Below are 23,293 nucleotides of genomic sequence, written 5' to 3' on the forward strand. Positions count from 1 at the left end.
CCTGCCGACGCGTTTACCCTTTGGATTGTAACAAAATTCCGGCGGCGGCGAGGTTACAATCCCGTCATGGTTACCAGCGGCGATAGGACGCGCCTTCCGGCCGTATTGCCAACCTGGATCCCGTTGGTGGCCGCCCGTGTTAGGATATGGGCCTACAGCGTTTTCGAGCGAAGTGGACACCGGTTCGCGTGAAGAAAACGCGTCAAGAACAAGAATTTATAGCTTCGGTTCTGATTGAATCAGAACCGAAGCTATAGTGAGACGGAGGTTTGCCATGGCAGGACGGTTGTCGGCGGAGGCGCGTAAATCGGCGCTGAAGGAACTATCCGGCTGGTCCGAGGTGCCGGGGCGCGAGGCGATCGCCAAGACCTTCACGTTCAGGGACTTCAACGAGGCCTTCGGCTTCATGACGCGCGTCGCGCTGGTCGCGGAGAAGCGCGACCATCACCCGGAATGGAGGAACGTCTACAAGACGGTCGATGTGGTGCTTGCAACCCATGATGCCGGCGGCGTCACGGCGCGCGACATCGAATTGGCCAAGGCGATGGAGGCGATCGCCAAGCAGGCTGGCTGAGCGCGTCTTGGACGATCTTGCAGGCCGGGATTCGGGTCCCCAACTCTTGCACAAAGGGATCGCGGGCCGCTCAGCGGCCGCGGTCTGACGGAGCTTCTTGCGATGGCATCATTCGAACACACTGTCGGTTTCGAGCCGGCCGACCGGCTGGCGCAGGACCGCGAAAGCGTGCGACGGCGCTTCTGGACCAAGCTGAAGCGGGTGATGGCGAAACTGCCTTTCGCCGAAGACCTGCTGGCGGCTTACTATTGCGCGTTCGACAAGGAGACGCCGCGCCATGTGCAGGCGTCGCTGCTCGGCGCCATCGCCTATTTCATCCTGCCGTTCGACTTCATGCCGGACGTGATGCCGATTCTCGGCTTCACCGATGATGCCGCGATCCTGGCGACTGCTATCCGCATGGTCGCAAGCCACATCACGCCAGAGCACCGCGAAGCCGCCCGCGCCGCGCTGAAGCGCGGCATCGAGCCGGCTGAAGAGGTGCAGAGCTAGAGCGTGATGCGTTTTGGTTGAACCGGCCCGTCCACGCGTTCACCTCTCCCGCTTGCTTGCGGGAGAGGCGTAGGCCGCCTATGGCGGCCGTTCTTAAGAACGCCGAAGCGAAGCTTCGGCTATGGCGTAAGCGCCGGGTGAGGGCTCTCTCCCCACGCTCGAACAGCGTGAATCGCGGAGAGATCCCCACCCCAGCCCTCCCCGCAAGCGGGAGAGGGAGCCCAGCAGCGATCGCGGATGCAGTTCAACCTGATCTCATCGCGCTCTCTAGCGCTTTTCGCCCGTGCGTACCTGCGCGCGGGCGTTGTTCTCCGCTTCCCAGGCCTGGAACTGCTTGAACAGCGCTTCCTTGTCGGAGTCCGACTGCAGCTTGGCTGCGGCCGGCGATTGCTTCAGGAACTCATCGAAGCGGCTGCGTGTCACGGCTTCCACGCTGTGCTTCTCGAGCCATAGCTTGGCCGAGGGCAGCCGGTTCCAGTCGGGCAGCGGCGCAGCCAGCGAGACCTCCTTCCACTTCGGATGGAACGGCGGATTCTGGAAGGTCGGGAATTTCGTGAAGAAGGCGTCCACGAACAGCGCCAGCTTGCGCGAGCGTTCCGTGTTCGGCGCCCAGTTATAGGCGGCGAGCACGGCAGGAACGGCGATGGTGTCGACACGCTCCTGGTCCGAAATCAGGTTCGGATAATCTTTCGAGGTGAGCGTCGCCGGCAGATAGTCGTTCTGCAGCGGCTTGGCATAGTCGACATTGACGAGGTGGAAACGGCCGTCATTGCTGAATGTGCTGACCGATTTGTAGGGCTTGCCGCCTGTCACGATGACGGCGTCGATTTCGCCGGCCTTCAATTTCTCCATCGCGATGCGCTGCTCGATATAGACGAACTTCGCCTTCATCCCGAGCCGCTCGAACACCGTCAGTGCGGTGACGAAGGTGCCGCCATTGGGCAGGTCGACGCTGATGATCCTGCCGTCGAGATCCTTCAGGCTCTTGATCGTCTTCGGCGCGACGACATGCATCTCTTCGTTGTACAGCTTGGTCACATAGCTGAACTGCCTCTTGATGTCCTTCGCAAAACCCTTCCGCTCGAGATAGTCGAGCGTATCGGCGCGAACGATGCCGAGATCGACGCCGTTCAGGAACAGGATGTCGGCGACACTCTGCACCGAACCGCGCCCGACGATCGGCAGTACGCGCAACTTGTTGCCGTCGTCGAGCACGGAAGCAAGGTCGGCGCCGAACTGGACGTAGGTGCCGCCGATCGTGCCCGTGATCAGCGTCACCGTGTTGGCGTTCAGGCTCTGCTTGGTGGCGACCGAGCCGAACTGGAAAATGGCCCTCAGGCTGTCGCTGACCTTGGCCGGGTCATATTCTGTTTCCTCGGCCCGTACCGTCGGGCCGCAAATCATCGTCAGGGCGAATAACGCCACTCCAAACAAGCGTCGCATGAGCTACCCCAAAAAGGTTCAGTCTTGCATTTGTGTGAGACGTTGCTGGGCGTGCTGTGAGCCAAGCTCCGCCGCCCGGCGGTACCAGATCCGCGCCTGCGCCGGATCGGGCGTGATCGCGCGCGCATCCTTCGTTCCCAGCACCAGGGGATCGTAGGTCCGCGCGAGCAGCAGCGCCGCATCGGCTTCCTGCGCATCGGCGGCGCGCTCGAGCAGCAGCCGTGCGGCGGCGATGTCGCCGATCGCAAGCAGACCGTTGGCCCGCTTCATCAGCCCACCGAGCTCGTCGGGACTGAGCCGTCTTGCCTGCGGCGCAGCGGGTGGTGGTGCCGCTGGTGGTGCTGCGGCTGACGGCGCGGGTGGGGCGGCAGATGGTGCTGGTGCAGCGGCAGCTGGTGCTGGTGGAGCAGTGGTAGATGGCGCTGTTGCCGACCGGATCACAGCCAGGCCGCCCTTGATCGCCTCCTGATAGGCCGCCGTGATTTGCTCGCGCGATGGCGGCCCCGACTTGGCCGGCGGCGGCGCAGGCTCGCTCGCGGGTTGCGGGAGGCCCGCCATGACTGTTCGAGCCTGCACTTGCGACGTGCCGAACAGCCACGTCCTGCCAGTGGCCACGATGTCGCGGGTGACATCAAGGGAAACCAGCAGGACAGCCACCGCTGCCGCGGCAGCGATGAGAAGACCGCTCGTAAGCAGGGAGCGGCCGAGGGAACGTTCAAGGGAACTTCGTCGGTATTTCGCACCGCTGTCCTCGTCGAGAGGATAGGAAAGGAACAGCGGGGCGGGTTCGTCTCTGTCGATGTCGGTATCTGCTCGATATGACCGCTGGTAGCGATACTCTGCTAGTTCAGGATCATCGAAATCTTCGTCATGCGCCTGCCTCGGCGTGACCCGCGCTGAAATATCCACCATGATTGACGCTTCCCGTTACACAATACGCAACGCTTGGGCATCTCTGGTTGTCTGTTGTCTTCTGTTCCCCGAGTGCCCGCTATCGGGAACTTACGCACTGTGATTGAGCCTAAAAAACGGCCCTGAGCGGCACGAATTGGGACTTATTTTGGTTCGATTAAGGCAAAAATGCCCAATTCACTGAATTAAAATTGTCAATTTTGGGAATAAGTTCCGCACCCGGAACTGACTCGATTAACTGATTCACATAGGTAAGCGAATTCGAGTCACCTATGTAAGCGCGGATGAATCCTTAGGCAAACGTGGTGCCTGCGCGATGCCACAATTCAAGCGTGTGCCGTCTTTTTTGCGGTACGTGCCTATTTTTACGGGTGCAGGATCACCTTGCCCATCGCTTTGCGGCCGGCGAGCACCTTCAGCGCTTCCGCCGTTTGCGACAGTGGGAAGGTGCGGTCGACATGCGAGGAGATCTTTCCCTCTGCGGTCCATTGCACGAGCTTCTGCAGGTTCCTGCGGTTCTTGTCGGGATTAAGCCGCGTCCATGCGCCCCAGAACACGCCGCGGATGTCGCAGCCTTTGAGCAGCGCGAGGTTGAGCGGCATCTTCGGAATATCGCCGGCGGCAAAGCCAATCACCAGGAACCGTCCTTCCCACGCGATGGCGCGGAGCGCGGCTTCCGCATAGGTGCCACCGACGGGATCGAAGATGATGTCGACACCCTTGCCGCCCGTCAGCGCCTTGAGGCCGTCTTTCAGATCCTCCTTGGCGTAATTGAGCGTCAGCTCTGCGCCGTGCTGCTTGGCGAATTCAAGCTTCTCGTCCGATGAAGCACAGGCGATCACCTTCAGGCCCATCAGCTTGCCGAGCTCGCAGGCCGCAAGCCCTGTGCCGCCGGCGGCGCCGAGCACGGCCAGCGTCTCGCCCGGCTTCGGGCTCGCACGATCTTCCAGCGCGTGCAGCGCGGTGCCGTAGATGATGATGATCCCGGCGGCGCGATCGAAATCGAGATTGTCGGGAATCTTCACGATCGAATTCGCCGGCAGCGCGATCTTCTCGCGTGCGCCGTTGTGGCCGCAGGAGGCGACCACGCGATCGCCGACCTTGAGGTCGGTCACGCCTGCGCCGACGCTCTCGATCACGCCGGCGACTTCCGCAGCCGGCGAGAACGGGAACGGCGGCTTGATCTGGTACTTGCCCTGGATCATCAGGATGTCGAAGAAATTCAAAGCCGCGGCCTTGATCGCGATCACCGCTTCGCCGGGTCCGGCCACGGGATCGGGCACATCCGCGAGCACGAGATCTTCGGGCTGGCAATATTCCGTGCAGAGAATGGCTTTCATGGACACACCTGATTTTCGGACACAGAAGGATTGCTCGCTTCATGCCGGATTTGAAGCCGGGCGACAATACAATGCGGAGGGATCAAACAATGTTTGAAAAAGGCCTGCTGGCACACAAGCGCATCCTCGTCACCGGCGGCGGCTCCGGGCTTGGCGCAGCGATGGGACGGCGCTTTGCCGAGCTCGGCGCCGAACTTGTGATCTGTGGCCGCAGGACGGAATTACTGGAGCAGACCGCAACGAGCTTGCGCAACGATCTCGGCGCCAAGGTCACTACAATCACATGCGACCTCCGCGACGGCGCGGCGGTGGATGCGATGATGGACACGATCTGGCGCGAGGCGCCGATCGACGTGCTCGTCAACAACGCGGCGGCGACCTTCATCGCACAGACCGAGCATCTCTCATTCCGTGCCGCGGACGCGATTCTGGCGCCGACGCTGCATGGCACGATGTATTGCACGCTCGCCGCCGGCAAGCGCTGGATCGAGGGCAGGCACCAAGGCGTCATCCTTTCGATCCTCTCGACCTCGACCATCACCGGGCGCGCCTTCACCGTGCCATCGGCGATGGCAAAGTCGGCGGTGCTCGCGATGACCAAGAGCCTGGCGGTAGAATGGGGGCCAAAGGGCATCCGCACCGTCGCGATCGCGCCGGGGCCATTCCCGACTCCGGGCGCAACCGGCCAGCTCCGTCCCGAGGGGCGAGAGGAGAATTGGGCGCATCGTAACCCGATGGGCCGTCCGGGCGAGCACGGCGAGCTTGCCAACCTCGCGAGTTTCCTGATCTCCGACCAGGCCGGTTACATCAATGGCGAGATGGTGGTGCAGGACGGCGGCGGGCATTTGCGCAGTTCCGGGGCCGAGGACCTGCTGCAGTGGACGGACGCCCAGTGGGACCAGCAGCGCGCCTCGCGTACCAAAAGTTAATGCGGCGGAACCGCGCGCCGCTCCCCTAACTGCCTTCCCAAAAAGGCTTTTTCCGGCTATTTCATCGCGCCGGGGCGACGCCGGTCGGGCCATCTTCCAGTCACAATGATAGGGGAACCAGTTGTCCGTGCGGCAAATACTGACGTTTCTGGTTGCAAGCGCCCTGCTTTGCGGGACGACCTCCCTTGCCTTCGCGCAGGGTGGTTCCCCCAAGACCACCAAGGGCGCGGCGAAGCCGGCGGCGCCGGGCAAGTCGGAGGCCGCTGCTGCAGCGGCTGCCGGCGGCGGCGCCGAACCGACGCTAATCGGCCAGTTTGGCACCTGGGGCGCCTACACGGCGAGCCCTAACGGCAAGAAGGTGTGTTTCGCGCTGGCCAAACCGTCGTCGTCGAAGACCAATCCGCCGAATCGTCCGCGCGATCCGGCCTATGCCTTCGTCTCGACCCGTCCGGCGGAAAAGGTCGTCAACGAGGTCTCGATCATGATCGGCTACACGCTGAAGCCGGGCTCTGAATCGACGCTTCAGGTCGGCGGCGCGTCGTTTGCGATGTACACCCAGGGCGACGGGCTCTGGATCAAGAATGCCGCCGAAGAAGAGCGAATGGTCGAGGCCATGCGCAAGGCCGCGGACCTGACCGTGAAAGGCGTTTCCGCCAAAGGCACCGAGACCACGGACACGTTTTCGCTCAAGGGATTGTCGCAGGCGCTCGACCGGCTGTCGCAGGACTGCAGGCGCTAGAGCATTTTTGGTTCTGATGGAATCAGAACCGAAGCTCCAAATTCTTGTTTTGACGCGTTTTCTGCGCAGATAAGTCTACGCAATCTGCGTAAACTCGATTGCTATGCGAACCGGCGTCCACTTCGCTCGAAAACGCTCGAGTTCAACTTGAAATCCGAGCATTTCCCGCCTTTCCAGCGCGTGCTGGAAGGCCTATTTGATGTTCCATGACTGACATCCTCCCCAGCCCGAGCGATCGCGCCAGCACCGCGCTCGTGGAGCAAGTTCCGCTCGAAACCTACGTGCCGCCGGCCAGGCCGTCGCTGATCGGGCTGTCGCGCACCGAGATCGCCGAGCGGCTCGGCGAGATCGGCGTCCCCACCTCGCAGCGCAAGATGCGCACCCAGCAGCTCTGGCACTGGATCTATTTCCGCGGCGCCAAGAGCTTTGCCGAGATGACCAATGTCTCGAAGGAGATGCGCAGCGAGCTCGAGAAGCATTTTACCGTCGACCGGCCCGAAGTCGTCGCCGAGCAGATTTCCAGCGACGGTACCCGCAAATGGCTATTGCGGCTGCCGAGCGGCGATCGGCTCGAGAAGCCGCATGAGGTCGAATGCGTCTATATCCCCGAGACCGATCGCGGCACGCTCTGCGTCTCCTCGCAGGTCGGCTGCACGCTGAATTGCGCCTTCTGCCACACCGGCACGCAGCGCTTGGTGCGTAACCTCACTGCCGGCGAGATCGTCGGTCAGGTGATGGTCGCGCGCGATCGCCTGAACGACTGGGCCGACCGCGAGAACGGCAGCCGCCTCGTCACCAACGTCGTGATGATGGGCATGGGCGAGCCGCTCTACAATTTCGACGCGGTGCGCGATGCACTGCTCATCGTTGCAGATAATGAAGGCATCGGCATCTCCCGCCGCCGCATCACGCTGTCGACCTCGGGCGTGGTGCCGAACATCATCCGCACCGGTGAAGAGATCGGCGTGATGCTGGCGATCTCGTTGCATGCGGTGCGCGACGACTTGCGCAACGAATTGGTGCCGCTCAACCGCAAATATCCGATCGCCGAATTGCTGCAGGCCTGCCGCGACTATCCCGGCGCTTCCAACGCGCGGCGCATCACCTTCGAATATGTGATGCTCAAGGGCGTCAACGATTCGCTCGATGACGCCAAGTTGCTCGTGAAGCTGCTCAAGGGCATTCCGGCGAAGATCAACCTGATCCCGTTCAATCCCTGGCCGGGGACGCGTTACGAGTGCTCCGACTGGGACCAGATCGAGAAATTCTCCGAATACATCTTCAACGCCGGCTATTCCTCGCCGGTGCGGACCCCGCGCGGCCGCGACATTCTTGCTGCCTGCGGCCAGTTGAAATCGGAGACGGAAAAGCTCTCCGCCCGCGAGCGCCAGACGCTGCGCGCGATGGCGATGACGGATTGATGACTTTGTGGGCATGTAGTCCGTCATTGCGAGCGAAGCGACTTGTCCGCCGAAGCTCAAGGAGCGAAGGCGGAAGCAATCCATTTCTCCGCTTGCCGAGACATGGATTGCTTCGTCGCTTCGCTCCTCGCAATGACGGTGCAATAGCATGGCGCTGATCGGCCGCGTCTTTCTGATCCTGTTCGCGTTCCTCGCTTCCTGCCTGGTGGCGGGAATGATCATCATCGTGGCAGTGCTTTATCCGGAGCTCAGCGATATCGGCACCGGTCAGATCGACCAGAACGCGATCAACATCGTGCTCGGCTTCGGCTTCATCTTCATTTCGGGATTCGCGCTGCTGCCGGCGCTGATCGTGGTGCTGATCACGGAAGCTTTCAATGTCCGGAGCGCGCTCACCTATGCGATCGGCGGCGCGATCGTCGGCGCCGCCTGCTATCTCGGCCTGGTGCCGTTCGACCCCGATACGTTCCAGTTCCAGGGCATCGTGCATCGGCATCTCGAGATCATGACCGGCGCCGGCATCGTCGCGGGTCTCGTCTACTGGCTGATCGCCGGCCGCACCGCCGGTGCCTGGCGCGAGCCGCCGCGCAAATTGCCGCCGCCCCCGCCGCTGCCGTCACAATCCCGGCCGCAGCCGTGAGAACTTCCAATGCGCCGCCGGCTCGGCTAAACCGCGCGCCATGAACCGGACCGGACTATTCATCGCGCTGGGGCTTGCGGTCGTGATCGGGCTGTTGTTCGGGCTGTTTCCCGAGCTCGACCTGAAGCTCGGCGCACTGTTCTACGACGCTGCGCAAAAAACCTTTCCGCTGAAGCTGAACGCCATCGCGTCGTTCGCGCGCGACGCGGCGATGTGGATCGCATGGGGATTTGCGTTGCCCGCGATCGCTGCGTTCGTCGTCAAAATGATCCGCCCCGACCGGCCGATGCTGATTTCGGGCCGCGCCGCGACATTTCTGCTGGTGACGCTGCTGCTGTCCGCGGGCATCCTCACCAACTTCACCTTCAAGACCTATTGGGGCCGGCCGCGACCGGTGGCGGTGACCGAGTTCGCCGGCGGCCAGCAGTTCGTGCCGTGGTGGGATCCGCGCGGCACCTGCGGCCGCAACTGCTCGTTTTTCTCCGGCGAGGGTGCGACCGCATTCTGGACTTACGCGCCTGCGGCGCTGGCGCCGCCGCAGTGGCGCGCCGTGGCATTGGGGGCGGCGACCGTGTTCGGCATCGCCACCAGCGCCCTGCGGATGGCCTTTGGCGGCCACTTCTTCACCGACGTCGCGATTGCCGGCATCGTGACCTACCTGGTGATCTGGCTCGCCTACGCCCTGATCTACCGCTGGCCGTCGACGCGGCTGACGGATGCCCAGGTCGACGCCGCACTGACCCGGTTCGCCCAGCCCGGCTACCGGCTCATGCAGCGCTGGCGTCAGTCGGGATAATCCAATCCCCGCCGGCTGCCAGCTTTGCACGGGAACGGCAGTCCGCCATTAAACGCGTGCCCATCCGCACGAAATTTGATATTCGCGCAACTTGACAGCAAACGACGTTACGACCGATTGGACGCTCCATGAGTACGATCTTGAAAAGCCTGCCCAAGGGGGAAAAAGTCGGCATCGCGTTCTCGGGCGGTCTCGACACCAGCGCGGCGCTGCTGTGGATGAAGCAGAAAGGCGCCCGGGTCTTTGCCTACACCGCGAACCTGGGCCAGCCCGACGAGGCCGACTACAACGAGATTCCGCGCAAGGCCCTGGAGTTCGGCGCAGAGAAAGCCCGGCTCGTGGATTGCCGCACGCAATTGGTCCACGAAGGCATCGCCGCCATCCAATCCGGCGCCTTCCACATCTCCACCGGCGGAACCACCTATTTTAACACCACGCCGCTCGGTCGCGCCGTGACCGGCACCATGCTGGTCTCGGCCATGAAGGAGGACGGCGTCAACATCTGGGGTGATGGCTCCACCTTCAAGGGCAACGATATCGAGCGGTTCTATCGTTACGGCCTGCTGACCAATTCGAACCTGAAGATCTACAAGCCCTGGCTCGACCAGCAGTTCATCGACGAGCTCGGCGGCCGCGCGGAAATGTCGGCGTTCATGACCGCGCAAGGGTTCGCCTACAAGATGAGCGCTGAAAAGGCGTATTCGACCGACAGCAATCTCCTCGGTGCCACCCACGAGGCCAAGGATCTCGAGAGCCTGCAAAGCGGCATCAAGATCGTCAATCCGATCATGGGCGTGCCGTTCTGGCGTGACGACTGTGTTGTCAGGTCCGAAGAAGTCACCGTGCGTTTTGAGGAGGGTCAGCCCGTCGCGCTGAACGGCCAGACCTTCGCCGATGCGGTCGCGCTGTTCCTCGAGGCCAACGCCATCGGCGGCAGGCACGGTCTTGGCATGAGCGACCAGATCGAGAACCGGATCATCGAGGCAAAGAGCCGCGGCATCTATGAGGGTCCCGGCATGGCGCTGCTGCACATCGCCTACGAGCGCCTGATGACCGGCATCCACAACGAAGACACCATCGAGCAATACCGGATCAACGGCCTGCGCCTTGGCCGGTTGCTCTATCAGGGGCGGTGGTTCGATTCCCAAGCCCTGATGCTGCGGGAAACCGCTCAGCGTTGGGTGGCTCGCGCGATCACCGGGGAAGTGACGCTCGAGCTGCGCCGTGGCAATGACTACTCGATCCTGAATACCGAGAGCCCCAACCTGACCTATCAGCCGGAACGGCTGAGCATGGAAAAGGTGGAGGATGCGGCGTTCACGCCGGCGGACCGTATCGGTCAACTGACGATGCGCAACCTCGACATCACCGATACCCGCACCAAGCTGGATATCTACGCAGAGACAGGCTTGCTGTCGCTCGGCGAAGGCTCCAACATCCTCAGGCTCGATAGCGACAAGAGCTGAGGCGCTGCGGACTGCGGCGATCCATCGCTGGCATTCAGGCTCGACGTGTAACGGAGGCGTCATTCTGCGCGGCTAGGCTTGTTGCCCACGCGCCCGGGTCCTCGGAAATTGCAGCCGTCCGGCGGGTGCGAACAATCGTGGGGCGCAGATCATGATCAAGCCATTTGCCGGTGCCGCTCTCCTCGTCCTGCTGTCCGGATCGCCGACGCTCGCGCAGACGATCTATCCGATCGACCGCGCCGACATCCTCGCCGGCGCCCATTTCGACTTCAAGGTCGAGTTTCCCGATCGCGTCGATCCAGCGAACGTGAAAGTCACGGTGAACGGCGCGGATTATTCCGCGGCGTTCGGTCAGGTGGGCACCTTCGTGGAGCGCGAAGACGGCAAGGAGCAGTCGGCCCTGATCGTTCGCGACGTCTCGCTGACCAAGCCTGGAAGCGTGAAGGTGGACGTCAGCGACGGCGCGCGCAGCCGCAGTGTGGTGTGGTCGGTTTACGATACCGGGCCGCGCAAGGCCAAGAACGTGATCCTGTTCATCGGCGACGGAATGTCGCCGGCGCACCGGGTTGCGGCGCGGATGCTCTCCAAGGGAATTGCGGAAGGCAAAAGCCTCGGCAAGCTTGCCATCGACGACATGCCGCATATGGCGCTGGTGGCGACCGCAGGCTCGGATTCGATCATCACCGATTCGGCGAACGCGGCCAGCGCCTACGCCACGGGTCACAAGACCGCCGTCAACGCGATGGGCGTCTACGCCGATCGCACCGCAAGCCCGTTCGATGATCCGAAGGTCGAAACCATCACCAGCCTCGCAAAGCGGCGGCTTGGCCTGGGCATCGGGATCGTCACCAATACCGAGATCGAGGATGCCACGCCGGCGGCAATGGTCGCGCACACCCGCCGCCGCACCGCCTATGATGAGATCGTCGCGCAGTTCTTCGCCGCCAAGCCCGACATCCTGATGGGAGGTGGCAGCGCGAATTTCCTGCCGCAAGCAGCGACCGGGAAGCGCAAGGACGACATCGACTACATCGCGCGGTTTCGTGATGCCGGCTATGGGGTGGTCGCGACAAAGTCCGAGCTCGAAGCGGCAGCGGCGAAACCCGACACGGGCAAGCTGCTGGGACTGTTTGCCTCCGGCAACATGGACGGTGTCCTGGACCGCAAGTTCCTCAAAGGCGGGAGCGTGAGCAAGTTTCCCGAACAGCCCGACCTGACCGAGCAGGTCCAGGCCGCTCTGAAAGTGCTCTCGAAGAACGATGCCGGCTTCTTCCTGATGGTGGAATCCGGGCTGATCGACAAATACGCGCACCTCCTGGACATGGAACGCGCGGTCTACGACACGATCATGCTCGACAATGCCGTTCGCCTGGCGCGCGACTGGGCGCGGGCCCGCGGCGATGACACTTTGATTTTAGTGCTCGCGGACCACAATCATCCCAACAGTCTTGTCGGCACCATCAATGACGACATGACCAAGACGCCCAACGTCCCGTTCCGCGAACGCGTCGGCGTTTACGACAAAGCCGGATTCCCCAACTATCCGGCTGCGGATGCCGAAGGCTATCCCTCGCGGGTTGATGTCAGCCGGCGGCTCGCGATTTTCTCGGCCAGCCTGCCGGACCATTACGAAACCTTCCGCCCCAAGCTCGACAACCCGAATGATCCGACGGTGAAGGGCGATGAGCCAGGGACTTTCAAAGCCAACGACAAATACAAGGATGTTCCGGGCGCCGTGCTGCGTCCTGGAAATCTGCCGGCGATGATCGGCGCCAGCGTGCATTCGGGAGAGGATGTCATCCTGACCGCAACCGGTCCGGGCAGCGAACGGGTTCATGGTTCGATGGACAACACGGAGGTCTTCCGTGTGATCGCCGATGCGCTGGGTCTTGCGGCACCAGCGCCGTAGCGTCGCGAGCTCTTGGAGGGCGGGCAAAGCGCAGGCTGCCCACCGTCAACACTCCGCTCGGAATGGTGGGCACGCTGCGTTTTGCCGGCCCTGCCATTCTGCGCTCACGCTTCTGTGCACACGAGGCGTCCTGGGAGTCGCGACAATATGAGGCACCAACCCTACCCGACCAAAGCTAGCATTGGCCGACCCACCGGTGACAGCCCATTTGATCACGGAGGCATTAATGGCCAAGTATCGACACGACCTGCCGCAGCGGCGGGGCGGCGTCTTCCTGACTGACGGCGGCATGGAAACGACGCTGATCTTCCACCACGGCGTCGAGCTGCCGCACTTTGCCGCTTTCGTTGTGCTCGACAGCGAAGAAGGCCGTGAGCATCTCAAGCGCTATTACGAATCCTATCTTGCGGTCGCGCGCGAGAATGGCACCGGTTTCGTGCTCGATAGCCCGACCTGGCGCGCCAATCCGGATTGGGGCGCCAAGCTCGGCTACGACGCGGCCGCGCTGAAATCGATCAACGTCCGTTCGATTGAGTTTCTGGACCAATTGCGGAGCAGTTGGGAGCGGCCAAACATGCCCTGCGTCATCGATGGCGCGATCGGTCCGCGCGGTGACGGATACAAGGCCGGCAACATGGATGCATCAGAGGCGGAAGCCTATCATGCGCCACAGATCGCCGCCTTCGCGGAAGCCGGCGCCGACATGGTGACGGCGTTCACTCTGAACGGGATCAATGAAGCGATCGGCATCGTTCGCGCCGCCAAGGCGCAGAAAATTCCCGTGGCGATCTCCTTCACCGTCGAAACCGACGGCCGTCTGGTGAAGGGCGAAACCCTGCGGCAGGCGATCGAGACCGTCGATCGCGCCACGCAAAATGGGTCGGAATATTTCCTGATCAACTGCGCCCATCCGACCCATTTCGAGAGCGCATTGAATGCGGGCGAGACATGGGTCGGGCGCATCCATGGCGTCAGGGCCAATGCATCGGCCAAGAGCCATCAGGAGCTCGACGAATCCGAGACCCTCGATGCCGGCGATCCCACCGATCTCAGCCGCCGTTATGTCGACCTCCGCCGCTCGTTTCCCGCCATGCGGATTCTCGGCGGCTGCTGCGGCACCGACCATCGCCACGTCGCCGCGATCTGCGAAGCCTGCATCTAGCTGAATGCTGGGCGATCACCGAACCTGTCGTTGCGAGGAGCGAAGCGACGAAGCAATCCATCCTCCGCAAGCGGTGAGATGGATTGCGTCGCTTCGCTCGCAATGACGATCAGTTGTTAACCGACCTCAGCGCGGTGTGGTGGGCGGTGGCAGCGAGGCGGTGCCGCCGTTGAGCAGCGGGGTGATGCGGCGGATGGTGACGCGCCGGTTGATGCGGCTCGGCCCGTCCGTCTGCTCCTTCAGGTTCTGCTCGCCGTAACCTTGCGAGGTCAGGTTTTCGGCGGGGACGTGGAATTGCTGCGTTAGCAGCTCCGCCGTCGATTCGGCGCGGCGGTCGGAGAGCGAGAGATTGTCCACCTCGTTGCCAACAGCGTCGGTGTGGCCCTCGATCAGGAACACCTCCTGCGGATTGCGCTGGAGCGCGCGGCTCAAGCCATCGGCGATCACCTGCAGCTTCGCCGCTTGATCCGGAGAAATCTCCCACGATCCCGTGTCGAAGTTGATGGTGTTGACGTCGATGCTCGGCATCAGCATGCGTACGTTCGGGCTGTAGCGGATCTCATCCAGCGAATAGCGGCGATCGATCCGGTCGACCGGCGGCGCCACCATGGTGTCGTAAATCACATCCGGCGACGCATCTTCGGCGTCGACGATGTAGCGGTCATAGGGGATGCGGACCACCGGCGGCGGTATGTCGACATAGAAGCCGCCGACCGCGCGCGGGTCGCGATAGCTGTTGTCGATGATGACCATCTCGCGGCCGCCCTGGTCACGCCTGATCCGGCGCAGCAACTGGCCATCGCGTCCCACGACCGTGACGATCTGCGAGCCGTCCGGACGGACTACGACCGTGCGGGTCTCGGCGCCGATCGTCTGAGTCTGGACGTCGCGGGCGCCGTAGCGGAAGCGATCGATCTCGCTATGGCGGACATAGGCCTGCCCGCTCGGGTCGCGGATGATCATCCGGCCCGGCTCGGTGATGACGGTGCGGCCGCCCTGCTGGACCTCGCGCCGCTCGGCGCGGAAGTCCTCGATGCGGCGCGGCCCAATCGCCACGCCCTCGCGAGAAAACTTGGTGCCGAAGTCGGCCGGAGGCGGCGGCAATGGCGCGGTGACGGTCGGTGCGCGTCGGAACGCGGGAGCAACCGTCGGGGGTGCATTCTGCGCGCGGCCGGCCGGCGGCGCGGCATTCGGCGTACCGGGAACGGCAGCGGGGGCCGCGGGCGCGGCGTTGGGCGCCGCGGCGCCGGGCGTGCCGGGCGCAACACCGGGACGTGCCTGCGGCGCTGCGGGCGCTGCAGGTTGCGTGCCTGCCGCGGCAGGTGGGCTCGCCGGTGCGCCGGCAGCGGGAGGCGTCGTGGTCGCTGCCCCAGGCCGTGCCGGCGAAGGAGTCGGAGATGGGCTTCCCGCGGCCGGCGGCGTTGCCGGTGCCGGTGTCGGCGCTGCCGCGGGCGCACGCTGATTCTGCGTCGGTGCGGCGTTGGGTGCAGCCGCGGGCTGCTTGGCGCCGGCGGGCGGCACTTCCTTTCGCGCGCCGGGTGGCGGCGTCGGAGTGGCCGGTGTGGCAGGAGTCGTTGGCGCAGCGGGTGGCGTCGCCCCGGATGGAGCCGCGGGTGGCTGCGTACGTGCCGGCGGCGCTGCGGTTGGTGGCGTCGGCGCGCGCGGCGCTGCTGCTGGAGGCGGCGTTGGACGCGCTGGAGCAGCGGGTGGCGGTGTTGGCCGTTCCGGCGCAGCGGCCGGAGGCGGTGTCGGCCGTGTCGGAGCGGCAGGCGGCGGTGTCGGCCGCTCCGGCGCGGCAGCCGGAGGCTGCGGTGTTGGCCGTGCCGGTGCAGCGGCCGGAGGCGTCGGCGTTGGTGTCGGTCGCGCCGGAGCGGCGGCCGGTGGCGGCGCGGAGGGATGTGCAGGCGGAGCGGCACCAGGCGCTGGCGCTCCCGGGTGCTGAGGCGGTGTAGGCTGTTTCGGCGCACCGGCCGGCGGTGCCGCCTTCGGTGGCTGCTTCGGCTTTCCGTCGGGGCCGAGTTCTTCCTTCGGCGCCGCTTGTGCCACGACGAGCGGCGAGGTTTGCGCATGCGATGCGGAGCTCATTAGCTGCGTCACCGTCAATGCGGTCGTGGCAAGCAGCACGAGGCGAAGGTTTGTCATGATAGCAGGTCCCGGGAAAGTTCTCGGCAAGGGAGAGGATGGGCGGGGGCCGAATAGCTCGGCGGTCGGAATCAACGGCTATTCGTTAGGCCGCAATGTGGCGGGCGACAAAGAGGAAGGGCTTTTTATTTCAGCGTTGCAATGACTTGCAAGCAAACTTGTTCATTGCTCATTCAGATGACACTTGCAAATCACGACCTCACCATTGTTCCTTGCGCGGTTCCGCGGCATCGATCGGATTCGGCGGATGCGGTCCGTCGGGTCCGCGAATCGGCAATTCGTCCGGCAGCTTGCCGGGCAGTTCGTCAGGCACTGGCGGTTCGCCGGGCTCACGCGCTGGCGGCGGCACCTCCGGGCGCGGACTGCCAGGAGGGATCCCGGGCGGTGGTTCGCTCGGCGTGCCGGGCGTCGTCGGCGGAATCTCGGGCGGTTCGATCGGCATCTAGCGCGAAACCGTGCCGTTGTTTCCGATCGCAGCGCGCGCATCACTACGCGACATGGTTGGCTCCGTTCCCGTTGCAGAACAATGATAACGGGACGCGCGTCGCGATGTTCCGGTGGTCAGAATTTGGAATTCATTCCGGCGCGTGGCAGACAGCTTCGATGTTGTGGCCGTCGGGATCGAGCACGAACGCACCGTAGTAGTTGGGATGGTAGTGCGCGCGGATGCCGGGCGTACCGTTGTCGCGTCCGCCTGCTTCGAGCGCGGCCTTGTAGAAGGCATCCACGGTTGCGCGATCCTTTGCCACGATCGCGACATGCAGCGGCTTCTCGAGCCCGCCTTCGCCGCCGATCCAGAAATCCGGCTTGCCATTGGCGCCGAAGCCGGCCGCCGCATCACTGCCGTTCTCCTGCGTGACTTCCATGATCAGCGCGTAGTCGAGGGGCGCGAGCGCCCGCTGATAGAACGCCAGGGAACGCTGATAGTCGGAAACCGGAAAACCGATGTGATCGATCATCAAGAAACTCCTTCGGCCTATCTGCCGTGATCAAACACCAGAAATCCGGCGCGCGGGAAGTGCACCACCACCTCGCCGGCGCGGGGGTCGTGCCTGCGGATCGCGATATGCTGCGAGGACAGCGAAACGATCTCGCCGCTCACTTTGATCCTGCCGTAGTCATCGGGCATCACCTCGACTTGGTCGCCCGGCTTGCGGCGGTTGGGATCATAAGGGTCGGGCAGCACGGCGGTGCGCGGCGTTGCGCTCGCGGCGATTTCGAGCGCGGCGGTGGGCGAGATTTCCTTGCATGGCTTGTGCTCCATGGCGCGAATGCGCGCCTCCCATGATCGCGTGGCGGGGAATTCGAAGAGCATCTTGTCGAGATCGGGAAGGTTAGTGCGCACGTACCAGATATTCATGTAGGCGTTGACGTCGCACAGGCTGGCGTGGTCGCCGCACATCCAGCTATGGCCGTTGCGAAGCTGGGCCTCGATCCATTGCAGGTGGGCACGGAACTGGTCGCGCATCTGCGGGATCGCCTCCCGCATGGCGGCAACGTCGAACTTGGCGCCGCGCAGTTTTTCCCGGTCGTCGATGAACTCCTGCGGCACATTGTCGGCCACCGAGCCGAAGATCAGATTGACGGTGTTCTGGAAGAACGGCCGATCGGTCCACATCGCCGTCGCGGCGGCAAGCCCGTAATACCCGCTCGGGAACAGCGTCGGTTGCGGATAGCGCCGCTCCAGTTCGCGGACGATGCATTGGGTGTCGCAGTAGATGTCGGCGCCGATCTGCAGCACCGGGGTGCGCCGGTAGCCTCCGGTCAGCGGCATCAGGTCAGGGCGGGGCATGATCCGGGAAATCAGGACCGAGGTCCACGTCACGTTCTTCAGCGCCAGGATCAGCCGTATCTTCTCCGAGAACGGCGATTGAGGAAAATGATGGAGGATGACGGGATACTCCGGACTCATCGTTCCCTCCCGGATCGTGATCCGGCCGGCCGGATCACGGTCTATCTTTTTGTTTGAACAGGATCTTTCGGAAGACCGCTCTCGGCTTTTCCGGATCATGCTTCAGATTGACGCCTCCGGGAAGCTAACCCCGGCCCGGGCCGGTTACAATGGATCGGCGCGCGTCAGGACGACGCCGCCGTCGGCGTTCGAGTTGTCTTCGGCCGGGAGACTTTGTGCAGCACGTGCGAGAGCTGCTCGATCGAATAGGGCTTTTGCAGGAAGTCGAACCCGTAGCTGCCCCGCTGCGCCAGCACCTGGCTGTAGCCGCTGGTCAGCACCACCGGCAGGTCGGGGTAGCGGCGGCGGATTTCCTGGGCGAGCTCGACGCCGCTCATGCCGGGCATCGCGACGTCGGTGAACACCACGTCGAAGCTGATGTCGCCAGCGAGCGCGTCCAGCGCGCGCGTGGCGTTCTCGACAAGGGTCGCGGCGTAGCCGAGTTCGGCGAGCGCGTCGGCCGTAAACCTGCCGACCTCGATATTGTCCTCGACCACCAGCACCGACATGCCGCTGCCGTCGACCGGCGGCGCATCCGCGGCCGCGAATTGCAATGTCGGACCTGTGGCTACGGTGCGAGGCAGATAGAGCGTGAAGGTAGAGCCCCTGCCGACCTCGCTGACGACAACGATCTCGCCGCCGGACTGCTTGGCGAATCCGAATACCTGCGACAGCCCGAGCCCGGTGCCGTGACCGACCTGCTTGGTGGTGAAGAACGGCTCGAAGATGCGCCCGAGCTGATCCTGCGGAATGCCGATGCCGGTGTCCCCAACGGCTACCGCGACATAGCCTTGCGGCGCCGGTGGATGGCTGTCGACAACGGGCAGCTCGGCGGCGCGACGCACCGCGATCGTCAGCCGGCCGGCGCCGTCCATGGCGTCGCGCGCATTGACGGCCATGTTGATGATCGCCGTCTCGAACTGGCCCGCGTCGGCGTTGATGAAGCAGGCTTCATCCGGAAGCCTGGTGACGATCTCGATCCGTGGCCCGACCAGCGTTCCGATCATCTCGCTCAGCACCTGCACGCTCTGGCCGACGTCGAACAGCTCGGGCTTCAGCGTCTGCCGTCGCGCAAAGGCGAGCAGTTGGCCGGTCAGTTTCGAGGCCCGGTTGACCGTCTCTGAAATCGCATCGATGTAGCGCAGCCGCCGCTGCTCCGGCAGGTTCGGCCGCCGCAGCATGTCGATGGAGGCGCGGATCACGGTGAGCAAGTTGTTGAAGTCGTGCGCGACGCCGCCGGTGAGCTGGCCCAGCGCCTCTAGACGCTGCCCATGCTTCAGCGCTTCCTCGGCCTCCCGCCGTCTTTCGGCCTCCTCTTGCAGGCGTCGCGTCCGCCGCAGCGCCAGAGCGAGCAGGAGGAACAACAGCGCGGTGGCCGGCACGCCGAAGATCAGGTGCTGGCCCATGGTCGCGAGCCAGCGCGCGCGGATCGCCGAAGTCTCGAGCCCCGCACTGACATAGATCGGATATTCGGCAAGCTGCCGATAGCCGAGCCGGCGTTCGATGCCATCGGCCGGTGATGTGACGGTGATCAGACCGCCATCGGAAATCGCGGCAAGCTTCTGTGCGACCGGACCATCAGGGTCGAGGCGGAATTCGCGGTCGGCCTTCGGATAGCCGGCCAGCATCGCGCCGTCGGTGCGGCCGAGCGCGAAGAAGCTGCCGGGCTCGCGGCCGATCCGCGCGTAGAAATTCTCGAAATACTCGGGCAGAACCGATGCCTGGATCACGCCGGCAAAGTCGCCTTCCTCGGTCGTCCGACGGCGGCTGACGCCGAAGAATGGTGCTCCCCGATAGGGCGGCCGCGGCGTCAGCACTTCGCCGATATAGGTGCCGACGTCGCCGGCGGCATGTGCCTTGAAGTACGATCGGTCGGAGAAATCGATGTCGGGTGCCGGGGCCACCAGGCTGTTGACCAGAGCGTGGCCCCTGGTGTCGAAGACCCAGGCCGATTTCACCTGAGGCAGCGATGCCGTGAGCTGTTTCAGCCGCTGGTGCAGGTTGTCTTCGCGCGAACGGATATCGTCATCGGGAAGGCTGCGGATGATTTCGGCGATCTCCGACAGGCTGCGGTCGATGGTCTCGAATACTTTCAGCGCGTGCTCATGCGCGACATCGAGCGTGCGCTCGATTTCGCGGTCGGCAGCCTGGTTGATTGAATTCCAGGAGATCACCGAAGCAAAAACGAAGAGCGCCAGCGGAAGGGCCAGGGAAGCGGCCATCATCCATTGCAGCAACTTCAGCGAATGGCGTTGTGCGGTCTGCACGGGCACTCCGGTTCGGTCGCAACTTTAACGCAAAATTCGGCTCGGGAGAAAGGGGAGCGCGCCCCGGTTTCCGGGCCGCCGTCGCCGGCCAGTTCCGCCCCTCGCACCGTAAGGTATCGTGCATTATGGAAAGCGGCAGCGTGCTTCGGAAAGATAAGGATCAGCCGGCCGGGCACACTGGCGTGCGACGCGCCGGACCCGGGCCGAGCTAGAAATGGAGATCGTACATGGCTGAGAGCCGTCCCCCCTTTCCACCTTTCACCCATGAGACCGCCGTGCAGAAAGTGCGAGGCGCGGAAGACGGCTGGAATTCCTGTAATCCGGAAAAGGTGTCACTCGCCTACAGCCCGGACAGCTACTGGCGAAACCGGTCTGAATTCATCAACGGCCGCGCCGAGATCGTCGCCTTTCTCACGCGGAAATGGGTAAAGGAGCTGGACTACCGCCTGATCAAGGAGCTTTGGGCGTTCACCGACAATCGGATCGCCGTACGCTTCGCCTATGAGTGGCACGACGATTCCGGAAACTGGTTTCGCTCCTACGGCAACGAGAACTGGGAATTTGCCCCGAACGGGCTGATGCAAAAACGGTTCGCCTGCATCAACGATCTTCCCATCAAGGAATCCGAACGGAAATACCATTGGGACCGTTCAGGACCTCGTCCCGCCGATCACAAGGGGCTTTCCGACCTCGGGCTTTGACGGTCCCTGTTCGGAGAGGAACTGCGGTCAAGTGGCGGCTTTCACCCTGGAGAAGCGATCACGATCATGGACGACGTGACGACCAAGGATGGTGTCGAGATATCTTCTACACGGACCGGGAGTGGCAACACACGATCCATGGCGCGCGTCGATGATCTGTCGGCGCGCCAGAGTGCCTATTGGTTAGGCATTGCAAGAGCGGATCCTCGGGAGTTTGTCCGTGGTTCGTTACGGCCGTCGGTCGGTTGCTTACAACCGCAACTGTTCTCCCGAACGATTGAAATCACGCTGTAGCAAGCCGAGCCGATTCTGGCCGCTCCATATCGGAAGGAGGTCAGCCGATGACACCAATGGCAATCCAAGCTCGGGAGTGCAATCATGCGTGAGATAATCGGAGCAGTGATCCTGGCGGCTTTGTTCGCTGGTCGCGCGGCCACGGCCGAAACGGTGGGAATGGCGAAACCATCGTCCGCCGCCGTCTCGTCGGGCTTGTCCGATACCTCATCACGGACAGGTCTGCCGTGGCCTGCGCCGGTCGGCCATCGTCAGCCCCACGCGAAGGACCTGCCGTCGCAGAATACGAACGAGCTCGAGCAGATCAGCGAAGAGGATCGTGCTGTCGACCGCAGGCTCACGATCTGCCACGGCTGTTGAGTTTCGTGTATCGCATTCGTGGTCCCGTGCGTCGTGGCCGGCGTGACGCACGGGACAACGTTTCGAATGTAACTCATCTCCGATTCGCTGAAACGATCCTGTAGCTCTGCAACGTCATTGAAGCTGGCAACCACAACAATCCCATCCCGCCACAATGTCCTTCCGTCTGCCCGCAGATCGCGGATAAATCATATGACATGCGTCATTTCGGCTCGGCCGACGCGACAAGATCCGAATTTGGTGTGATTAAGAGGCGCGCCGAATGGATCTCAACTCCCTTCAAACCTTTGTCTCTGTGGTTCGGGCTGGCGGATTTGCCGCAGCAGCACGTCAGACCAATACACCGCGCTCGTCCGTCAGTCTGCGCATCCGAACCTTGGAGAGGACGCTCGGCGTCCGTCTCTTCAAGCGCTCGACCCGCGCTTTTTCGCTCACCACAGAAGGCGCCGAACTGTACGGCCGCTCGGCGGACGCACTGGCCTCCCTCACCGGCGCGCTCGCCGGCCTGGGCAAGGCAGGCACCTCCTATGTCGGTGGAATCCGTCTGACGGCGCCGGCGGACTTTCCGCCCGGTAATCATCGCCGGCGCTGTTTCCGAATTCCGCGAAGCGCACCCCGGTGTGCGGTTCGAGGTGCTGCTCACGAACGACGTGCTCGACCTCATCTCGGAAAACATCGATGTTGCCCTTCGCATTGGCGCTTCCAACCCGCAGGAAGCACTTGTCAGGGGTGTTCTCGACATGGAGTTCGGCCTCTATGCCAGCGCCGAATATCTGCGCAGGAACGGCGAGCCAGCCAGCATACACGCGGTGAGCACGCTGATCGGGCCCGATCGGCCCGAGCTTCGCCGCCTGCTGTGCCGCGCTCTCAAGAACGGGATTGAGTTCCCACAGTTTCAGGTCGCGGTGGACAGCTTCGCGTTGGCGCGCGAATTCGTCTTGCTGCACCAGGGCGTCGGGCTGTTGCCGCAATCGCTGTGCCGAGCTGAACTTGCGTCGCAAGCCGTCGTGCCCGTGCTGCCGAACCTGTTCTCGGGATCGATCCGGCTGCACCTCACCTTTCCCTCGCGCGCCGACCTCAATCCCAAGGTCAACGCGTTTGCGCAAATACTGGCGCGCCATCTGGAGGCTGCGGCGGCCGGACAGTGACGCGCTCGATCGGCCAGTATCCTGGCCGCTCTGTCCGGATAGGTGAGGCTACTTAAGGAGAAACGCGGCCGCCATATGCATTTTCGTAGACAGCAACCTTACTCTGGAGCGAACATGCAAGCCGACATCACCACAGAATTCGAAACGACCGAATTTGCCGGGATCCGCGCCAGGATCATCAATCCCTATCCGAGCCCCTTCACGATCCTCGACATGACGATCAAGCCCGGCGCAGGCGCGCCCGCGCACATCTCCGCCACCGAAGACAAGCTCTTCATCGTGATCGAGGGTCAATTGAAGTACCTCATCGGCGACCGCACCGCCGTGGCGGGCCCGGGCGCGCGGGTCCAGGTCCCGAGGGGGACGGTGCACGGCTTCACCAATGTCGGAGATGCCGACGCTCGACATATCCTGGTGTCCACGCCGCGCCGCCATGAAGAGTTCTTCCGCGACCTGCAAGACATTCCCGATCCCCGGGAGGAGCATATGGACCGCTTGCCCGGCATTGCTGCGCGTCACGACCAGGCGATCGTCGGGCCTCTTCCTTAAGTTCTGTACAGCTGGCGTGCGCCCGATGCCGCGGGTGCACGCCGGCGACGACTGAAGG

Annotated in this window: 24 protein-coding genes; 16 read left to right on the top strand and 8 right to left on the bottom strand. The window is 63.5% G+C overall.

Annotated features, from left to right (window positions below; all coding sequences use genetic code 11):
• Nucleotides 1-256 precede the first annotated feature (256 nt).
• Both K288_RS0117375 and K288_RS0117380 read left to right on the top strand, forming a co-directional pair.
• Nucleotides 257-574, top strand: a complete 318-nt coding sequence (locus K288_RS0117375) for a 4a-hydroxytetrahydrobiopterin dehydratase (protein WP_256378831.1) — start codon at nucleotides 257-259, stop codon at nucleotides 572-574.
• 102 nt (nucleotides 575-676) lie between these two features.
• Nucleotides 677-1,066, top strand: a complete 390-nt coding sequence (locus K288_RS0117380) for a YkvA family protein (protein ID WP_027580700.1) — start codon at nucleotides 677-679, stop codon at nucleotides 1,064-1,066.
• A 267-nt stretch (nucleotides 1,067-1,333) separates the two neighbouring features.
• Here K288_RS0117380 and K288_RS0117385 read toward each other — a convergent pair whose 3' ends face one another.
• The 3 genes from K288_RS0117385 to K288_RS0117400 form a co-directional block, all read right to left on the bottom strand.
• On the bottom strand, nucleotides 1,334-2,509 hold the full coding sequence (locus K288_RS0117385) for a TAXI family TRAP transporter solute-binding subunit (protein WP_027580701.1): 1,176 nt from the start codon (nucleotides 2,507-2,509) through the stop codon (nucleotides 1,334-1,336).
• A gap of 18 nt (nucleotides 2,510-2,527) precedes the next feature.
• A complete protein-coding gene (locus K288_RS50665) occupies nucleotides 2,528-3,421 on the bottom strand; it encodes a hypothetical protein (protein WP_244443166.1) in 894 nt (297 codons plus the stop codon).
• A gap of 365 nt (nucleotides 3,422-3,786) precedes the next feature.
• Complete coding sequence (locus K288_RS0117400; RefSeq protein WP_027580703.1) at nucleotides 3,787-4,761, bottom strand: NADPH:quinone oxidoreductase family protein; 975 nt, start codon at nucleotides 4,759-4,761, stop codon at nucleotides 3,787-3,789.
• 89 nt (nucleotides 4,762-4,850) lie between these two features.
• Between K288_RS0117400 and K288_RS0117405 the strand changes: the two genes are divergently transcribed.
• From K288_RS0117405 to K288_RS0117440, 8 genes are all read left to right on the top strand, one after another.
• The gene (locus tag K288_RS0117405; protein WP_027580704.1) at nucleotides 4,851-5,690 is read left to right on the top strand and encodes an SDR family oxidoreductase; all 840 of its coding nucleotides are present in this window, start codon (nucleotides 4,851-4,853) and stop codon (nucleotides 5,688-5,690) included.
• A gap of 121 nt (nucleotides 5,691-5,811) precedes the next feature.
• Complete coding sequence (locus tag K288_RS0117410; RefSeq protein ID WP_027580705.1) at nucleotides 5,812-6,429, top strand: invasion associated locus B family protein; 618 nt, start codon at nucleotides 5,812-5,814, stop codon at nucleotides 6,427-6,429.
• Nucleotides 6,430-6,635: 206 nt separating this feature from the next.
• Nucleotides 6,636-7,850 (top strand): 23S rRNA (adenine(2503)-C(2))-methyltransferase RlmN, encoded by a 1,215-nt coding sequence (gene rlmN / locus K288_RS0117415; protein WP_043160099.1) that lies wholly within the window; start codon nucleotides 6,636-6,638, stop codon nucleotides 7,848-7,850.
• 148 nt (nucleotides 7,851-7,998) lie between these two features.
• A complete protein-coding gene (locus tag K288_RS0117420; protein WP_027580707.1) occupies nucleotides 7,999-8,490 on the top strand; it encodes a hypothetical protein in 492 nt (163 codons plus the stop codon).
• A 40-nt stretch (nucleotides 8,491-8,530) separates the two neighbouring features.
• A complete protein-coding gene (locus K288_RS0117425; protein WP_027580708.1) occupies nucleotides 8,531-9,286 on the top strand; it encodes a phosphatase PAP2 family protein in 756 nt (251 codons plus the stop codon).
• A gap of 128 nt (nucleotides 9,287-9,414) precedes the next feature.
• Nucleotides 9,415-10,752: an argininosuccinate synthase gene (gene argG / locus K288_RS0117430; RefSeq protein WP_027580709.1), complete on the top strand. Its 1,338-nt coding sequence runs from the start codon at nucleotides 9,415-9,417 to the stop codon at nucleotides 10,750-10,752.
• A 151-nt stretch (nucleotides 10,753-10,903) separates the two neighbouring features.
• The gene (locus tag K288_RS0117435; RefSeq protein WP_027580710.1) at nucleotides 10,904-12,661 is read left to right on the top strand and encodes an alkaline phosphatase; all 1,758 of its coding nucleotides are present in this window, start codon (nucleotides 10,904-10,906) and stop codon (nucleotides 12,659-12,661) included.
• Between the two features lie 226 nt (nucleotides 12,662-12,887).
• Complete coding sequence (locus K288_RS0117440; protein ID WP_027580711.1) at nucleotides 12,888-13,823, top strand: homocysteine S-methyltransferase family protein; 936 nt, start codon at nucleotides 12,888-12,890, stop codon at nucleotides 13,821-13,823.
• A 126-nt stretch (nucleotides 13,824-13,949) separates the two neighbouring features.
• Here K288_RS0117440 and K288_RS55665 read toward each other — a convergent pair whose 3' ends face one another.
• Nucleotides 13,950-14,879: an OmpA family protein gene (locus tag K288_RS55665; protein WP_343207806.1), complete on the bottom strand. Its 930-nt coding sequence runs from the start codon at nucleotides 14,877-14,879 to the stop codon at nucleotides 13,950-13,952.
• A gap of 19 nt (nucleotides 14,880-14,898) precedes the next feature.
• Here K288_RS55665 and K288_RS55670 point away from each other — a divergent pair, with 19 nt between their 5' ends.
• Together K288_RS55670 and K288_RS55675 are read left to right on the top strand one after the other, a co-directional pair.
• Nucleotides 14,899-15,285 carry a hypothetical protein gene (locus tag K288_RS55670; protein WP_343207807.1) on the top strand — a complete coding sequence of 129 codons (387 nt, stop codon included), beginning with the start codon at nucleotides 14,899-14,901 and terminating at the stop codon, nucleotides 15,283-15,285.
• A 151-nt stretch (nucleotides 15,286-15,436) separates the two neighbouring features.
• Nucleotides 15,437-15,775: a hypothetical protein gene (locus K288_RS55675; protein WP_343207808.1), complete on the top strand. Its 339-nt coding sequence runs from the start codon at nucleotides 15,437-15,439 to the stop codon at nucleotides 15,773-15,775.
• 389 nt (nucleotides 15,776-16,164) lie between these two features.
• On the opposite strand, the gene K288_RS0117450 is transcribed toward K288_RS55675, so the two are convergent.
• The 4 genes from K288_RS0117450 to K288_RS0117465 all read right to left on the bottom strand — a co-directional run bounded on the left by K288_RS0117450 (nucleotide 16,165) and on the right by K288_RS0117465 (nucleotide 20,183).
• Nucleotides 16,165-16,407 (bottom strand): hypothetical protein, encoded by a 243-nt coding sequence (locus tag K288_RS0117450; protein WP_027580713.1) that lies wholly within the window; start codon nucleotides 16,405-16,407, stop codon nucleotides 16,165-16,167.
• 133 nt (nucleotides 16,408-16,540) lie between these two features.
• Nucleotides 16,541-16,924, bottom strand: coding sequence for a VOC family protein (locus K288_RS0117455; RefSeq protein ID WP_027580714.1), 384 nt, complete (start codon nucleotides 16,922-16,924; stop codon nucleotides 16,541-16,543).
• A 17-nt stretch (nucleotides 16,925-16,941) separates the two neighbouring features.
• On the bottom strand, nucleotides 16,942-17,877 hold the full coding sequence (locus K288_RS0117460; RefSeq protein ID WP_027580715.1) for a glutathione S-transferase family protein: 936 nt from the start codon (nucleotides 17,875-17,877) through the stop codon (nucleotides 16,942-16,944).
• Between the two features lie 164 nt (nucleotides 17,878-18,041).
• A complete protein-coding gene (locus tag K288_RS0117465; RefSeq protein WP_027580716.1) occupies nucleotides 18,042-20,183 on the bottom strand; it encodes a hybrid sensor histidine kinase/response regulator in 2,142 nt (713 codons plus the stop codon).
• A gap of 227 nt (nucleotides 20,184-20,410) precedes the next feature.
• Here K288_RS0117465 and K288_RS0117470 point away from each other — a divergent pair, with 227 nt between their 5' ends.
• The 4 genes from K288_RS0117470 to K288_RS0117485 all read left to right on the top strand — a co-directional run bounded on the left by K288_RS0117470 (nucleotide 20,411) and on the right by K288_RS0117485 (nucleotide 23,235).
• Complete coding sequence (locus K288_RS0117470; RefSeq protein WP_027580717.1) at nucleotides 20,411-20,884, top strand: nuclear transport factor 2 family protein; 474 nt, start codon at nucleotides 20,411-20,413, stop codon at nucleotides 20,882-20,884.
• Nucleotides 20,885-21,262: 378 nt separating this feature from the next.
• The gene (locus K288_RS0117475; protein ID WP_027580718.1) at nucleotides 21,263-21,538 is read left to right on the top strand and encodes a hypothetical protein; all 276 of its coding nucleotides are present in this window, start codon (nucleotides 21,263-21,265) and stop codon (nucleotides 21,536-21,538) included.
• Nucleotides 21,539-22,113: 575 nt separating this feature from the next.
• The gene (locus tag K288_RS54740; protein WP_084799634.1) at nucleotides 22,114-22,686 is read left to right on the top strand and encodes a LysR substrate-binding domain-containing protein; all 573 of its coding nucleotides are present in this window, start codon (nucleotides 22,114-22,116) and stop codon (nucleotides 22,684-22,686) included.
• Between the two features lie 114 nt (nucleotides 22,687-22,800).
• The gene (locus tag K288_RS0117485) at nucleotides 22,801-23,235 is read left to right on the top strand and encodes a cupin domain-containing protein (protein WP_027580720.1); all 435 of its coding nucleotides are present in this window, start codon (nucleotides 22,801-22,803) and stop codon (nucleotides 23,233-23,235) included.
• The last annotated feature ends 58 nt before the right edge of the window (nucleotides 23,236-23,293 follow it).

The sequence above is a fragment of the Bradyrhizobium sp. Ai1a-2 genome (assembly GCF_000426245.1).
Taxonomy (GTDB): Bacteria; Pseudomonadota; Alphaproteobacteria; order Rhizobiales; family Xanthobacteraceae; genus Bradyrhizobium.

Excerpts from the sequence above, each read along its gene's own strand:
- K288_RS0117425 (WP_027580708.1), top strand. The coding sequence starts at position 8,531 with ATGAACCGGACCGGACTATTCATCGCGCTGGGGCTTGCGGTCGTGATC.
- K288_RS0117380 (WP_027580700.1), top strand. The coding sequence starts at position 677 with ATGGCATCATTCGAACACACTGTCGGTTTCGAGCCGGCCGACCGGCTG.
- K288_RS0117475 (WP_027580718.1), top strand. The coding sequence starts at position 21,263 with ATGCGTGAGATAATCGGAGCAGTGATCCTGGCGGCTTTGTTCGCTGGT.
- K288_RS0117405 (WP_027580704.1), top strand. The coding sequence starts at position 4,851 with ATGTTTGAAAAAGGCCTGCTGGCACACAAGCGCATCCTCGTCACCGGC.
- K288_RS0117450 (WP_027580713.1), bottom strand. The coding sequence starts at position 16,407 with ATGCCGATCGAACCGCCCGAGATTCCGCCGACGACGCCCGGCACGCCG.
- K288_RS0117460 (WP_027580715.1), bottom strand. The coding sequence starts at position 17,877 with ATGAGTCCGGAGTATCCCGTCATCCTCCATCATTTTCCTCAATCGCCG.
- K288_RS0117485 (WP_027580720.1), top strand. The coding sequence starts at position 22,801 with ATGCAAGCCGACATCACCACAGAATTCGAAACGACCGAATTTGCCGGG.
- K288_RS0117420 (WP_027580707.1), top strand. The coding sequence starts at position 7,999 with ATGGCGCTGATCGGCCGCGTCTTTCTGATCCTGTTCGCGTTCCTCGCT.
- K288_RS50665 (WP_244443166.1), bottom strand. The coding sequence starts at position 3,421 with ATGGTGGATATTTCAGCGCGGGTCACGCCGAGGCAGGCGCATGACGAA.
- K288_RS0117470 (WP_027580717.1), top strand. The coding sequence starts at position 20,411 with ATGGCTGAGAGCCGTCCCCCCTTTCCACCTTTCACCCATGAGACCGCC.
- argG (WP_027580709.1), top strand. The coding sequence starts at position 9,415 with ATGAGTACGATCTTGAAAAGCCTGCCCAAGGGGGAAAAAGTCGGCATC.
- K288_RS0117455 (WP_027580714.1), bottom strand. The coding sequence starts at position 16,924 with ATGATCGATCACATCGGTTTTCCGGTTTCCGACTATCAGCGTTCCCTG.
- rlmN (WP_043160099.1), top strand. The coding sequence starts at position 6,636 with ATGACTGACATCCTCCCCAGCCCGAGCGATCGCGCCAGCACCGCGCTC.
- K288_RS0117385 (WP_027580701.1), bottom strand. The coding sequence starts at position 2,509 with ATGCGACGCTTGTTTGGAGTGGCGTTATTCGCCCTGACGATGATTTGC.
- K288_RS0117435 (WP_027580710.1), top strand. The coding sequence starts at position 10,904 with ATGATCAAGCCATTTGCCGGTGCCGCTCTCCTCGTCCTGCTGTCCGGA.
- K288_RS0117400 (WP_027580703.1), bottom strand. The coding sequence starts at position 4,761 with ATGAAAGCCATTCTCTGCACGGAATATTGCCAGCCCGAAGATCTCGTG.
- K288_RS0117440 (WP_027580711.1), top strand. The coding sequence starts at position 12,888 with ATGGCCAAGTATCGACACGACCTGCCGCAGCGGCGGGGCGGCGTCTTC.